This is a genomic window from Rhodococcus sp. 15-725-2-2b, assembly GCF_002259075.1.
In the GTDB taxonomy this organism is placed as follows: domain Bacteria; phylum Actinomycetota; class Actinomycetes; order Mycobacteriales; family Mycobacteriaceae; genus Rhodococcoides.
Map to the genome: position 1 here is coordinate 175169 of NZ_NPFL01000005.1, position 12762 is coordinate 187930.

General features: G+C 64.4%; 15 protein-coding genes. 9 read left to right on the top strand and 6 right to left on the bottom strand.

Going from position 1 to position 12762, the window contains the following annotated elements; genetic code table 11:
• Nucleotides 1–181: 181 nt before the first annotated feature.
• Nucleotides 182–616, bottom strand: coding sequence for a hypothetical protein (locus CH306_RS05620; RefSeq protein ID WP_094645941.1), 435 nt, complete (start codon nt 614–616; stop codon nt 182–184).
• A gap of 220 nt (nt 617–836) precedes the next feature.
• Between CH306_RS05620 and CH306_RS05625 the strand changes: the two genes are divergently transcribed.
• The 3 genes from CH306_RS05625 to CH306_RS05635 all read left to right on the top strand — a co-directional run bounded on the left by CH306_RS05625 (nt 837) and on the right by CH306_RS05635 (nt 3020).
• Nucleotides 837–1685 carry a GGDEF domain-containing protein gene (locus tag CH306_RS05625; protein WP_094645942.1) on the top strand — a complete coding sequence of 283 codons (849 nt, stop codon included), beginning with the start codon at nt 837–839 and terminating at the stop codon, nt 1683–1685.
• 96 nt (nt 1686–1781) lie between these two features.
• Nucleotides 1782–2396 (top strand): class I SAM-dependent methyltransferase, encoded by a 615-nt coding sequence (locus CH306_RS05630; RefSeq protein ID WP_094645943.1) that lies wholly within the window; start codon nt 1782–1784, stop codon nt 2394–2396.
• Nucleotides 2397–2534: 138 nt separating this feature from the next.
• Nucleotides 2535–3020, top strand: a complete 486-nt coding sequence (locus tag CH306_RS05635) for a DinB family protein (RefSeq protein WP_256981048.1) — start codon at nt 2535–2537, stop codon at nt 3018–3020.
• A gap of 6 nt (nt 3021–3026) precedes the next feature.
• Here the strand turns inward: CH306_RS05635 and CH306_RS05640 are convergent, their stop codons facing one another.
• Entirely contained in the window at nt 3027–3317 is a 291-nt protein-coding gene (locus CH306_RS05640) for a hypothetical protein (RefSeq protein ID WP_094645944.1), read from the bottom strand.
• A 100-nt stretch (nt 3318–3417) separates the two neighbouring features.
• Nucleotides 3418–4446 carry an ABC transporter substrate-binding protein gene (locus tag CH306_RS05645; protein ID WP_094645945.1) on the bottom strand — a complete coding sequence of 343 codons (1029 nt, stop codon included), beginning with the start codon at nt 4444–4446 and terminating at the stop codon, nt 3418–3420.
• Between the two features lie 176 nt (nt 4447–4622).
• Here CH306_RS05645 and CH306_RS05650 point away from each other — a divergent pair, with 176 nt between their 5' ends.
• Genes CH306_RS05650 through CH306_RS05670 form a run of 5 tightly spaced genes read left to right on the top strand, consistent with a single transcriptional unit; the run spans nt 4623 to nt 8195 of the window.
• A complete protein-coding gene (locus CH306_RS05650; RefSeq protein ID WP_094645946.1) occupies nt 4623–5636 on the top strand; it encodes a dioxygenase family protein in 1014 nt (337 codons plus the stop codon).
• A gap of 40 nt (nt 5637–5676) precedes the next feature.
• Nucleotides 5677–5910 carry a twin-arginine translocase TatA/TatE family subunit gene (locus CH306_RS05655; protein ID WP_256981049.1) on the top strand — a complete coding sequence of 78 codons (234 nt, stop codon included), beginning with the start codon at nt 5677–5679 and terminating at the stop codon, nt 5908–5910.
• Entirely contained in the window at nt 5907–6695 is a 789-nt protein-coding gene (gene tatC, locus CH306_RS05660; RefSeq protein WP_094645947.1) for a twin-arginine translocase subunit TatC, read from the top strand. Before CH306_RS05655 ends, tatC begins: the two co-directional genes overlap by 4 nt.
• Nucleotides 6683–7123, top strand: a complete 441-nt coding sequence (locus CH306_RS05665) for a preprotein translocase (RefSeq protein ID WP_094630169.1) — start codon at nt 6683–6685, stop codon at nt 7121–7123. The genes tatC and CH306_RS05665 overlap by 13 nt, the downstream gene beginning before the upstream one ends.
• Before the next feature lie 49 nt (nt 7124–7172).
• Nucleotides 7173–8195 carry a hypothetical protein gene (locus CH306_RS05670; RefSeq protein WP_094645948.1) on the top strand — a complete coding sequence of 341 codons (1023 nt, stop codon included), beginning with the start codon at nt 7173–7175 and terminating at the stop codon, nt 8193–8195.
• On the opposite strand, the gene CH306_RS05675 is transcribed toward CH306_RS05670, so the two are convergent.
• Nucleotides 8155–9126 (bottom strand): oxygenase MpaB family protein, encoded by a 972-nt coding sequence (locus CH306_RS05675; protein ID WP_094645949.1) that lies wholly within the window; start codon nt 9124–9126, stop codon nt 8155–8157. The genes CH306_RS05670 and CH306_RS05675 overlap by 41 nt on opposite strands.
• 62 nt (nt 9127–9188) lie before the next feature.
• Between CH306_RS05675 and CH306_RS05680 the strand changes: the two genes are divergently transcribed.
• Entirely contained in the window at nt 9189–9797 is a 609-nt protein-coding gene (locus CH306_RS05680) for a TetR/AcrR family transcriptional regulator (protein ID WP_143545434.1), read from the top strand.
• On the opposite strand, the gene CH306_RS05685 is transcribed toward CH306_RS05680, so the two are convergent.
• Nucleotides 9794–10387, bottom strand: a complete 594-nt coding sequence (locus tag CH306_RS05685; RefSeq protein ID WP_179272998.1) for a YveK family protein — start codon at nt 10385–10387, stop codon at nt 9794–9796. The two genes, CH306_RS05680 and CH306_RS05685, sit on opposite strands and share 4 nt — an antisense overlap.
• A 421-nt stretch (nt 10388–10808) precedes the next feature.
• A complete protein-coding gene (locus CH306_RS05690; RefSeq protein ID WP_094645952.1) occupies nt 10809–12428 on the bottom strand; it encodes a polysaccharide biosynthesis tyrosine autokinase in 1620 nt (539 codons plus the stop codon).
• Nucleotides 12429–12762: the final 334 nt, after the last annotated feature.

Consider the following 12762-nt stretch of genomic DNA (forward strand, 5'->3'; position numbering starts at 1 on the left):
TTTCGAGTGAGAATGTGCCTCTATTTTGGCACTCGACGGGTGAGAGTGCCAATCACCTGGAGGAGGCCGACGCCCCCGGTTTCGCACACGCGCGCGCACTTGTCGGACGCGTTCGGATTCGCCACCGATCCGGGCACGATATCGCGCGCATTCGGCGAACGCGCGCGCGTTTGCGGAGCGATCAGGGCCACAGAAGTCGTTGCCCCACCGACGCTTTCGTCGGACCCAGATCGAAGGTCGTGGCGTCGGGCATCAGGTACGGGACGAGTATCCGCATCGCATATTCGCGGTGTTCGAGCAGGACCTCGAGATATGTGCCCGACGCCTCCTCGCCGGTGGCGTCGGAGACGATGGCGTACGACCGCAGATCATCGGCGACGGCGCGCAGATCGCGGACGAGTTGCTCGTGCATCGCCGCGTGCGACTCCCCATCTCCCAGTGGCTGCTGCGGTGCAAGCACGCGCTGCCCGCCGGAGAGGTCGTTGACGACGGCCACCGGGTGCAGTCCCCAGTTCTCGCTGATCCGTTCGGCGGCGATTTCGATACAGACGTCGAGCAGGTCGTCGAAATCCTGTTGGCACTCGATGCTCGTCACTTCTCGCCACTTCGTCGTCATCGAGACCCCATCGTCGGCCGGCCACCCCAACCCCTTGGACGGCGCGCACGCTCACACGGTTCCCGAAAGTCGTACATTCGTGCCAATCTGCCGCTGACCGGCGAGAGTTCCCGCACGAGTCGGCCGGACGGAGCTGCCGGCAGCCGAATGCGTCACAGGGCTCGAGCAGACCTCAACTACACTCCCCATCCGGGAAGGGGAGAAAGCGGGTCGTTGCGTCGTGGAGGATCACTGGTACCGGCGCATGTTCGCCTCCAGCCCCGTGGCGCAGGCTCTCTCCGACGCCGATGGGCTCTTCGTCGACGTCAATGCGGCCTACTGCGAACTCGTGGGCTTGTCCTCCTCGGAACTGATCGGTCGATCCGCGACGGTGCACACACACCCGGACGACCTCCCGCTCCACCGCAGCGTCGAGGACCTGATGGCCGCCGGGACGGCCGCGGACAAACCCGTGAAGGTCGAGGTGAGGTTCGTTCTACCGAACGACGAGATTCGCTGGGTTCTGCTGACTCTGGTCCCTTTCATCGGTCCGTCCGATGCCGAGTGGACGCTCGGTGCCGCTCTCGATATCACCGCACGGAAAGAGGTCGAGGACGGCATCCTGCTCGCGTCCCGAACGGATCAACTGACCGGGGCACTCAACCGTCGCGGCTGGTCGGATCACGCGGTGTCCCTCGTCGACGACGATTCGGTCGACACAATCGTCGCGGTTCTCGATCTGGACCATTTCAAGCAGTTCAACGACCACTTCGGCCACGCCGCAGGCGACGCGTTGCTCCGCGACTTCGCGTCGACTGCCCGCAGCTGCATCGGCGTCGATGGACTCTTGGCCCGATGGGGCGGAGAGGAATTCGTGATCACTCTGCGCAATTGCGATCGTCGCGGTGCGCTTCGATCACTCGACGCTCTTGCCGCCGCCACCACGTCATCGGGGGTGACGTTCTCGGCCGGCTACACGCTCCAGCGACCGAACGAAGGCCTTCGCCACACACTCGACAGAGCTGACGCATTGATGTTTCAGGCGAAGCGCGCCGGCCGAAATCGAATGATCACCGACGCACCTTTCTGACTCGGCGCAACTTGCTGATACGGCAAACATACTTGCCATATCTATAAACGGGCTGTCACTCTGATCCCGGAACACCACCGGGAGAGGACTCAGCACATGACACACGCGTTCGACAAGGAGTACTGGGAGCACCATTGGGATGACCGAACGTCCCGTACCGTCGCGGCGAATCCGTATCTCGTGCAGGAAACGGCCGTATCGACGCCCGGTACCGCGCTCGACGCAGGCTGTGGTGCCGGAGCAGAAGCGATCTGGCTCGCCGAGCAGGGCTGGCGAGTCACCGGTGCCGACATCTCCGCCGCGGCCCTCACCACCGCCGCACAGCTGGCACAACATGCAGGGGTCGACGTCACCTGGATCGAAGCCGACCTCACGACCTGGAACCCGACCGACCGATGGGATCTGGTGACGACCCACTACGCGCATCCGTCGATTCCGCAGTTGGACTTCTATCGACACATTGCGCAATGGGTGGCACCGGGCGGTTCGCTGCTCATCGTCGGCCATCTGCACGACGGCGGGCATCATCACTCACACGACGGCGAGCCACCGCACGAGGCCACTGTCACCGCGACAGACATCACCGCCCTGTTCGACGCCTCCTCGTGGCGCATCGACACCGCACTCGAACGTTCCAGAACGGTCGGTGGCACGGGTGTGCACTCGAAGACGTTGCGCGATGCGGTGGTTCGGCTCACGCGTCGAAACTGATCCCGGCGGTCGCAGCGGTGTCTGTCGGCCGGGACAAGGCACAAGGGCAGGCGATCGGGTGTACGGTCCGGTGATGCACGGCGAACCGGGACGTGATCCGTACGGCTGTTTCCTCGACGACTGCGAGCCGTACCCGTGGTGACCTCGCAGCAGGACGACGCCGAAAGCCGTGTCGCTGACGCCTTTCTGGCGATCACGGGCGCGAGCCTGTCGTCGATGACGGAGATCCTGCGGGACCTGGGCGACGAGCCGGCCAACACGAAGCCGGACCTGCCGGGTGCCAACAGCCCGTACGCCATCGTGTTCCACTGCGTGGCCGTGATCGAGTACTGGGCAGGTTCGGTGATCGCCGGTCTGAAGATCCCGCGGGATCGGGCAGCCGAGTTCACCGCCACAGGCCGAATCGACGATCTGATCACGCGGGTCGACGAGGTTCGGGCGCGTCTGCCCGAGTGGGTGAATATTGCACTACGCGACGGGATTCGCGATCGAACCGTCATGGGTACCACCCGTCCGGAGCTCGCAACGGCAACCCCGGAATGGGTGTTGACGCACCTAGTGCGCGAGTTGGCCCAGCACCTCGGCCAGCTCGAGCTCACCCGCGACGTCCTTCGTCGGGCGTGACCTGGGTCAACGATCGATGGTGACGGTCGGCCACGGCGGCCGCCTCAGGACCGCAGCACATCCCAATGTCGCAGCAACGAGGCCGGTGAGCACCCCGATCAGTTGGATGCGGCCGGTATCGACGGCTGGGGTCCACGCCGCCGTGCCGTCCGTGATGGTGAACACCCCCACCGCGGTCTCTGCTCCCCGAGCCGATCGACGCAATACCGGCAGAATGGTCGTGCGGTCGTCCACTCTGACGGTCTCGCCGTACTGCACTGCAGACGGGCTGAATACGTCGGGCAAGCGTGAGGTCATGAGTGCACTCCCGGAGTCGACCGATGTCGTCGCGGTCAGACTACTCGCGCGCAGATGCCTCCGGGCTCGTCCGAATGCCGTGCACCATTGCCCATCGTCGTCAGCGGTCGATGTTCACGGCGGCTGCGAGTCCGTCGACCAGAGTCGGCAGGAAGTACGGAATCGACAGTGCCGTCGGGCCCACTGCAGCTCCGGCCTCCTGGCCGACGAATCCGGCGACCGCACCGGCGGCGACAGCCGGAATCTGGCGTGAGACAGGCGAATCGAGGAACTGCTGCAAGGCGTCGTCGGTGTCGACCTGAGTGAACACCACATCGGCGTCGATCGAGGAGATGTTCTCGGCCGAGACCGTGGTCGAGTAGGTGGCATCGTCGGTCGCGAGGCCGGTCACCGATGCAGGCGAGACGAAGCCGAGGTTCTCGAGCAGCTCCACTCTGGGGTCCGACGGCAGTAGCAGGTAGTACACGTCGGCAGCCTCGGACACGTATGCGATTGTGCGGCCGTCGAATTCGGGATGGCGAGCACCTGCGTCCTGCACCTGAGAATCCAGATCGGCTACGAGATCACGCGCCCTGTCCGGCACCCCGAGAACATCACCGGTGGTGGTGATGACATCGCGCCACGGCGTCGACCACAGTTCCTCCGGCGGGGCGATGACGGGGACCCCGGCTGCGGTCACCGCGTCGTACTCGGCCCGCGTCAACCCGGAATGCGGAGCCAACAGCACGTCCGGGTCGGTGGCGAGAAGCTTCTCGACGGACAGCGCGTCGGTGACGTTGTCGAGCAGAACCGGGGCCGGACCGCCGGACGACTCGATCGCGTCGGACACCCACGGGTAGATCAGATCGTCACCGCCGCCGTACTCCGCCGAGGGCATCGCCACCGGGACGACACCGAGCGCGAGCACCGCGTCGGTGGTGCCGAATCCCCACGTCGCGACCCGTTCGGGCACTGCGTCGAGGGTGGTCTCGCCGTACATGTGCTGCACGGTCAGCGGAAACGAGCCGGTGGACGCGGCGGCGGCCGGGCTGTCGGTCCTTTCCATCGAGCTGCACCCGGCGAGCGCGAAGGACGCGGCCGCGACAGCGGTGAGGAGTGCAGCGAAGCGGGTGGTCACACGAAGAGTCATCACAGTCCTTCAGGTCGGTACGCGTGATGAGGTTAGCCTTAGCTACTTAGGGGGCTTTCACCGGGTCGCATCGTTCACAGGAACCTCGCAGCGGAGGTTCAGGGTCCTCACCGCAACGTCCCAGAGTATTGGCACTACCGAAACATTCAGTGCCGCAACGAAGGAGACGTACGACGATGACCCGAATCCCCGAGCCGACCGATACACCCGACGGACCCGCCTACGAGGGAAGGCTTCTCGACCGCCCCACCGAGGAGGTCGTCGACCAGGGTGCAGGCTTCGATATCACCACCCTCGTCACCCGCCGCCGTGTACTGAGTCTCGTCGGCGCAGGAGCGGGCGCGTTCGCTCTGGCCGCATGCTCGAGCACCTCCAGCGCCGGAAGTTCCACCGCCACCACGGCAACCGCGTCGACGACCACCTCGACGGCGACGAGCGAGATCCCCCAGGAAACCAACGGCCCCTACCCGGCCGACGGCACCAACGGCGTCAACGTCCTCGAGGAATCGGGCATCGTCCGCAGCGACATCACCTCCAGCCTGGACGGTGGAACCACAGTCAGCGGAGTGCCTCTCACGTTCACCTTCACGCTCACCGATCTGGCGAACGACAATCGACCGTACGAGGGTGCGGCCATGTATGTGTGGCAGTGCGATGCGGACGGCCAGTACTCGATGTACTCCGAGGGTGTCGAGGACGAGACGTATCTTCGCGGCATCCAAGCGGCCGGCTCCGACGGCACCGTCACCTTCGAGACCGTCGTTCCCGGCTGCTACTCCGGCCGCTGGACCCACATGCACTTCGAGGTCTACCCCGACGCTGCGTCGGCGACCAACGTGGACAACGCCATTGCCACCTCACAGGTCGCGTTCCCGCAGGACATGCTCGAGGCGATCTATCAGAACAAGACCGACGTCTATCCCGAGTCGGCGAAGAACCTAACCCAGATGGGCAGTCTCGACAACGACAATGTCTTCGGCGACGGCTACGAGCTGGAGATGGGCACGTTCAGCGGCGATCCCGCCTCCGGCTACGTCGGATCACTCGCGGTGGCGATCGATGCCACCACCGAACCGACGATGAGTGCTGCCCCCGCGGGCGGAGGCGGCGGCGGCGGCCAGGCCCCCATGGGAGGCGGCACTCCCCCGGCGGGCGGACCGCCCAATGCCGGCTCGGCACCCACCAACTGATCACCCCCACCTCACACCACCCACCACCTAAGGAATCACCATGTTGCACAACCTCACCGGATGGCACGCGCTCATCGTTCTGGCCATCCTGCTGCTCGTGTTCGGCTCGACCAAGCTCCCCTCCCTCGCCAAGGGCGTCGGTCAGTCGATGCGAATCCTGAAAGACGAAGTGCGCGAGGACAAGAAGGCCGCGACGCGTGACGAGACCACCGCCACCACGGAACCGACATTCGCCGACGCGTCCGTTCCGGTTCCGTACCGCCACGCATCATGAGCACAGCCACCGCCGCGCGAGGAACGATGCCCCTTGCCGGGCATGTGCGCGAGGCTCGTCGCCGCGCAGTGCGCGCGGCGGTGTCGCTGATCGTCGGCGTGGCGATCGGGTTCGCCCTCACCGACCAGATTCTCGACATCCTCCGTGCGCCCGTCGAGGAGCTCGCCCTCTCCCGTGATGCCAGCCTGAACTTCGACACCGTCACCGGCGCTTTCGATCTCGAACTGAGAATCGCGTTGTTCGCCGGCGTCATCGTGTCGTCTCCGGTGTGGTTGCGTGAGCTGTTCGCCTATCTCGCACCAGGTTTGACGCGTCGGGAGAAGAAGTACGTCTACGGTTTCTCGGCCGCAGCAGCGCCACTGTTCGTGGCCGGCTGCGTGTTCGGGTTCACCATCTTCCCGCGCATGGTCAGCGTGCTCGCCGGGTTCTCCTCGGACCAGGACAGCACCATCCTCAACGCCTCGTACTACGTGGACTTCGTGATGAAGATCGTGCTGGCGACCGGAATCGCGTTCGTCCTTCCGGCATTGCTGGTGATGTTGAACTGCCTCGGCATCCTTTCTGCGCATCGACTACGTAGCAGTTGGCGGCTCAGCGTCGTCGGAATCGCCCTGTTCAGTGCGCTCGTCACTCCCGCCGCCGACGTCCTGTCCATGTTCCTGGTCGCGTTGCCGATGGCCACGCTGTTCGGTGCGGCCGTCGTGATCACCGAGATACACGACCGCAGAGCGGCTCGGCGCATCCTGACTTCACCGAAACCGGAGCTCACAACATGTTCGGCTTGACCTTCGAAAAACTGTTCCTGGTAGCGATCATCGCCGGCTTCGTCCTCGGCCCCTCGCGACTACCCGGATACGCCCATCAACTGGCACGGACCGTGCGCTCCGTGCGCAGTTTCGTCGAGTCCACCCGCACCGCCGCAGAAGACGAAATGGGCGTTCCGCTACGCCGTTCGGAGTGGGAGTCGATGGATCTGCGCCAGTACGATCCACGCCGCATCGTCGCCGACGCATTGCGTGACACCGACTCCGCTCCGAAATCCGTGTGGCCGGACGAAGTGATCGACGAAGCAGCCCGCGTACGACCCGGCCAGAAATACGTCATCACCGGAGCGGCATCGCATCCACGACGAATTCTCATCGAGTCGTTACCCGAGAACGACCCCCGTCGTATCGCGGCGCAGGTACTGCCGGATGTCGCAGCCACAGGTTAGGGCGGCGAAAGAAGGACAACGTGTAACACACTCGGGCATGATGTAGCCCATGACTACCAGCGTCGTAGCTGCCTCGGAGTCGGGTGTCACGGCAGTTCAGGTGTGGACTTTGATCGTCGTCGTCATCGCTGCGCTCGGTGCGGCGTGGGCGGCGCTCAGTGTGCGTCGGGTCGGCGCGAACGAGGACGTCATCTCCCGCGAGGTGGCGGCACTGCACACTGCCGTCGACCGTCAGGTGCGCCAGTCGGGTGAGAGCGACTCGTGGAGCCGCGATCAGGTGACGGCGCGGTATCAAGAGTTGCTGTTCGCCCTGTCGAATGTCGATCGGGTTGTGGCGGAGGAGATTTCGGCAGCGGTGGTCTCGACTCCTGTCGGCGATCTCACGGCTGCGACGCAGTCCTTGAACAAGGCCTACGACCGGTTGAATCTGGCGCTCTCCGCCGCATTGGTGGTCGCGCGCAGGCGGGTTCATCCGTTGGCGTTGGAGTTGTCGACGGGCATCGACCGTCGGGTGTTCGCCCCGCTGGCTCCCGAAACGGGAATCCCCGCTCCGGCTCACGAACGTCTGCAGAGCGAGCACGAGTACATCATCCGGATGCACTCGCTGCTGTTGACGGCGATGCGCGCCGATCTGGGTCTGCTCGATCCCAGCGCCGAGGCGACACTGATCTTCACGACGAAGGAAGTGGAATCCGGTGTGCTGGCGGATCGGTCGACTGCGGCCGGACGTAGTGGAGTACAGCTGATCAACCTTCTCGAGGACTTCGGCGTCATCCCGTTGCTCGGAGCCGAGGACGACTTCGTGATGTCCGACGCGCTGGTCGTCCAATGCGAGGAGCTCTACAGCTCGGTGAGCCCGAACTTCGAGGCGGTGCTACGCCACATCGGCGACGAGATCCATCTCGCGATCAGGCCCGATCTCACCGACGATCGCCTCGAGGAGATCTACGAGATCGCGGCGCGACTGGTGGAAGCCGGGTTGCGCGGAAACATCCACCGCAGAGACGGATTGGACGGCAGCAGCCTGTTCCTCATCGATCCGACGCACCAGCCGGGTAAGGACCGGGTGTAGCGCGAGTGCTTCGAGACGCATGTGCGTCGACGGAACGCACAGGGCACCCGCCCGGAAACGTGCCCAGTTGGGCAATGTCGAATCCGTCCGAATAGGAACGCATTCGCTGCGAGTCGGCATTGCGTCGCTGCGTGAGGCGAGCAGGAAACAGTCGCAGAGCACATCCACGCGCACGCATCGCAGCTGTGACGAGCCGCTCCAGCGCCAGAGGAGGGTGGCTGTAGCCCAACGCATTCCGCAGCGGCGCATCCATGAGAGCGAGACTCACCACGCGAACGACTCCCTTCGGGACCGGTGAGACGAACGAGGCGAGTAGAGCCAGTGTGGCGTCGGCGACGCGTCGAGCGCCGGGATCGAAGGCGAAGTACTCCGCTTCGTAGTCGTCCATCAAGTGCGCGAAACCCTCGAACGAGTCGGGCATGTCCGATATCCCCATGTGCTTGCCCAGCGTTCGGAAATACCTGACCGATGCTCGTACCTCGATGGCGGTCATGGGCCGTTTACCCCACACGGATATCCAGCGCTGCGGAACGACGACGAAAGTCGCGAGTACGTACAGCATCTCGTGATTGGGTATGTCGTAGCTTCGGTGCATCTGATTGATCCGGCGGATCGCGGCACGGCCCTGCTCGTCGTCGAAGCCCCGCAGGAACGGCACCTCGAGCAGCAGCACCGTGTCGTCGTAGCGCTTCTGAGTGGCCCCGGTGAATGCACCGGTGTCGTCGAGGAGCTTGCCGACGCCCGGTACCGCGAACGTCCGGAACAGCGCGAAAGACAGCGCCTGCGTGATGTCCCACGGGAACTCGTGCACAGCCAGGTTTCGATAGATCTGCACGAAATCGGTGTCCGGGTCGAGTGAGTCGTTGACACGCCTCCAGTGATCCCTGGGAACCCCGCCGAACCGCTGTCCGCGCACTGTGATCGTCGTCATATCCTCAAACTAGAATGCTCACTCTAATTTGGCAAGCCCTACGAGCCGACTAGCATGGGGCCGTGCGTACGCCCGTGCAGTCCCGCAGCGAAGGATCCACTGCGCGAATGGTGGCGGCGACCATCGAGTTGCTGCACGAGGGTGGCCTACAGGCGGTGACGATCGCTGCCGTCGCCCAGCGCTACGGCGGGTCCAACGGGTCCATCTACCATCGTTTCGGAGATCGAACAGGCCTGCTGATGGCAGCCCAGGAAGACGTGCTGACTCGCATCGAACACGCTGCCGCAGCTGCATTTTCAGCCGCAGAACAAGAACCCGACGACGACCGAGCTGTGCAGATGCTCGCCGAAGCCGCGCTCGCGGTGTTCGCGGAGCACCGGGGAGCCATGCGCGCGTTCTTCATCCAGTCACGCAACACGACCGACGGAGAGTTGTTCGCCGCACGGATCGTTCGCACCAACCATCAGTTGGCCGACACCGTGACCGGCTGGTTGTCGGCGAGGTTCGGAACGAGCGACGCCGATGCCGAGGCCACCTGGAGAATCCTGTTCGCCATCGGCGCGTCCCAGGCCGTGTTCGACGATCAGGACCTGTCCGCTCGTTCCACCAGCGAGAGTGAACTGTCCGACGCACTTGCCCGCGCAGTGTCGGCGGTCGCGCGGCGCGTCTAGCGTCCGGTCCCGCTCGCTCGGTGACGGGCGAGCACCAACACGGTTCCGATGAGTAGTCCCACTGCTGCTCCGCCCACCAGATAGGCCCGGGTGTTCGGAGTGATCGGTGCATCGGACGCTTCGGCCTGGCTGTACATCCTCAACACCACCGAGGGCGGCTCCCCGTTCCCGGGGTCGTTGAGCTCCGCTACGACTGCACTCAATTCCGTGGCCATGGTGTTCGCGATATCGCGCGCGAGCTCCGGCGAGGTATCGGTGGCGGCGATATCGAACACGACGGTATCCGGCGAGGACGACGTCGACGTCTTGTCGATCAACTCCGCCGGAGTGAGATCGAGCGCGAGATCGGCGATGACTCTCGAGGCCACAGCCTCGTTGGTCACCAATTCTGCGTACGAAGACACGGCCTGCCCCACGAACAAGTTGCCCACGTACGTATCGCTCACAGTCGTGGACCCCGAGGTGGAGACGAACATCTGAGTGCGAGATTCGTACACCGGCGTGATCAGCGAAGTGATTCCGAATGCCGTCGCCATCGACAGCACGATGGACACGGCGACGACGCGCCAGCCCGCGATCACCGTCTTCACGAAACTACGCACCGACACCCCGACCCCATCTCCCAGTCTCGAGGCTCCGGAATCGACCGGCTTGGTCGCGCTCCACATCTCGCGTTATTCGCCCGATCCGGACGGGCCGAAGTCGGACCCATCCATACTGTGATCGGTCACGAATATGCGGCGTGACCGCCATGATTCGCCGTCTCGTAGCCACCCTCACAGGTCGGCGCGAGCACACCCGAGTGTGCGCCTGCGCTGCCTGCTGCTGGACCCGCGACTGAGCCGAGTTGTCGCGCTGTGCCACCGCGGTGACCGTCGCAACCGAATCGTCCCGGTTGCAGATGGACCCGGTTGCACTCGCCACGATGACCCTTGCGGGGGCTGTCATAGGCACGAGTGGAGGGTCCAAGCGAAGCTCTGGGCGATCGTGACGCACACGATCACCCAGTGCTCATTTCCTCAGACCGGGGTTCTCGACGCCGTTTCTGGGCACATCGCCGGGTGTCTCGGCGCGACGTGCCCGAGAGTACGGCGCGGCGGCGGGGGCTGCGGTACGTGCGGCTGCGCTCGGTGCAGCCGATGCGGTCTGGGTCGATCCAGGACGCACCGAGGCAGGTTGCGGCGCAGCAGGTGCCGATGCCGGGGTCGGAGGAGCCGGCGCCGCAACCGGAGCCTGAGGCGCGGGAACCGGCGGTGCCGTCTGCCTGGGCAGGCTGGCGTCGGCGGAGTAGTTGTACGAGTAGCTGTACATGTCGCCCTTCTTCGAAGGCGTCAATGCCAGCACCACACCCAGGACGTGCGCCCCGATGGTTTCGAGATTGCCGATGGCCCTGGACAATTCGTTGCTCTTGGTGTGCCCGTAGCGGGTGACCAGAAGAGCGCCGTCGCTGTGGGTGGTGAGAACGGCCGAGTCGGTGACCGGCAACAGCGGAGCGCCGTCGACGATCACGTAGTCGAACTTGGAGCGCAGCTCGACCATCAGTGCGCGAGATGCTTCCGAGCCCAACAGCTCGGACGGGTTGGGCGGCAGCGGGCCGGACGCCAGAGCCTGCAGACCCTCGTACCTGGTCGGCTGCAGCACCTCGTCCACCTTGGCCTGTCCGGCGAGAACAGTGCTGAGGCCGACGGATCCGATGAGACCCAGGTACTTCGAGATGCGGGGGCGACGCAGATCGCCCTCGACGAGAACGACGTGGTGTCCGGCTTCGGCGAGCGCTACGGCCAGGTTCACCGCTGTGGTCGTCTTGCCCTCGCTCGGAATCGCGCTGGTGACGACGATGACGCGCGGAGGATGATCGACTTCGAGGAACTGCAGGTTGGTGCGGAGCTCACGGAAGGCCTCGGCACTGGACGACTGGGCGAGATCCTGGAAGTCGACGGCCGGATGCGTCTTGCGCTCCTTGTCGAACGGGATGGTACCCACCAACGCCTTACCGGAGATCGACTCGATCTCTCGACGGTCCTTGATGGTGTTGTCCAGACGATCACGCAATACGGCAAGTGCGATACCGAGCAACAGACCGACGGCGGCACCGAGGGCGAGGTTGCGCTTGGTGTTAGGGCTGACCGGTGATGCGGACGCATCGGCCTGTTGGAAGGTCTTGACGCCCGCCGACGGGGTTCCGCCGTCCTCCGGGGTCTCCAGGTCGCGCACCTGGGTCGTCAGCTCCGAGGCCATCGCGTTGGCGATATCGCGTGCACGTGCAGGCGAGGAGTCGGTGACGGTGATATCGAACAGAACGGTGTCGGGAGTCGACGACGCTTTGACCTTCGCGGCCAACTGCGACGGCGTCAGTCCGAGGGGAAGGACGTCGAGCACTCGGGCCGCGAGTGCCTCGCTGGTCACCAACTCCGAGTAGGACGCCACTCGCTGCTGCGAGAACAGGTTGCCCTGGTACGTCTCACTCACCGACGTTCCACCGGAGGTGGAGACGAACATCCGTGCGCTCGACTCGTAGAGCGGCGTCGTCAACAGGGACGCGCCCAACGCACCCAGGATGGCGACGATCACGGTGACGGCGATGATGATCCACCTCGCCTTCAGGATTCTCAGATAATCCTGTATCTCCATGCTTTCGCGCTCCTCGTTCGTTCGTACAACTCGCAACGTGTCACTGCGTGGCTCAATCGTTACATAGGTAATTCATTTCCGTGCACCGGATGAGAAGCCGCGTCTCTCCTCACAATTCATTCGTTTGATTCACGAGCACAATCAAGTAAATGTCCCGTTGTGAGGATTCATCGGGTCTACGGAACCCGATTTCGGACTCCCGACGTGCCGACCGTCCCCCGCTGGCAGCACTGCCAGACCCCTCTGCGGTGCGACGATAAGCAGTAATCGGGCACCCGCGAAACTCGAGGTGATCCTCGCAACTCTCGACCGACGCTTTCGGTCTTTCTCCGAG

Coding starts and splice junctions, on each gene's coding strand:
- CH306_RS05630 (WP_094645943.1), top strand. CDS start 1,782: ATGACACACGCGTTCGACAAGGAGTACTGGGAGCACCATTGGGATGAC.
- CH306_RS05640 (WP_094645944.1), bottom strand. CDS start 3,317: ATGACCTCACGCTTGCCCGACGTATTCAGCCCGTCTGCAGTGCAGTAC.
- CH306_RS05690 (WP_094645952.1), bottom strand. CDS start 12,428: ATGGAGATACAGGATTATCTGAGAATCCTGAAGGCGAGGTGGATCATC.
- CH306_RS05675 (WP_094645949.1), bottom strand. CDS start 9,126: ATGACGACGATCACAGTGCGCGGACAGCGGTTCGGCGGGGTTCCCAGG.
- CH306_RS05670 (WP_094645948.1), top strand. CDS start 7,173: ATGACTACCAGCGTCGTAGCTGCCTCGGAGTCGGGTGTCACGGCAGTT.
- CH306_RS05620 (WP_094645941.1), bottom strand. CDS start 616: ATGACGACGAAGTGGCGAGAAGTGACGAGCATCGAGTGCCAACAGGAT.
- CH306_RS05645 (WP_094645945.1), bottom strand. CDS start 4,446: ATGACTCTTCGTGTGACCACCCGCTTCGCTGCACTCCTCACCGCTGTC.
- CH306_RS05655 (WP_256981049.1), top strand. CDS start 5,677: ATGTTGCACAACCTCACCGGATGGCACGCGCTCATCGTTCTGGCCATC.
- CH306_RS05650 (WP_094645946.1), top strand. CDS start 4,623: ATGACCCGAATCCCCGAGCCGACCGATACACCCGACGGACCCGCCTAC.
- CH306_RS05665 (WP_094630169.1), top strand. CDS start 6,683: ATGTTCGGCTTGACCTTCGAAAAACTGTTCCTGGTAGCGATCATCGCC.
- tatC (WP_094645947.1), top strand. CDS start 5,907: ATGAGCACAGCCACCGCCGCGCGAGGAACGATGCCCCTTGCCGGGCAT.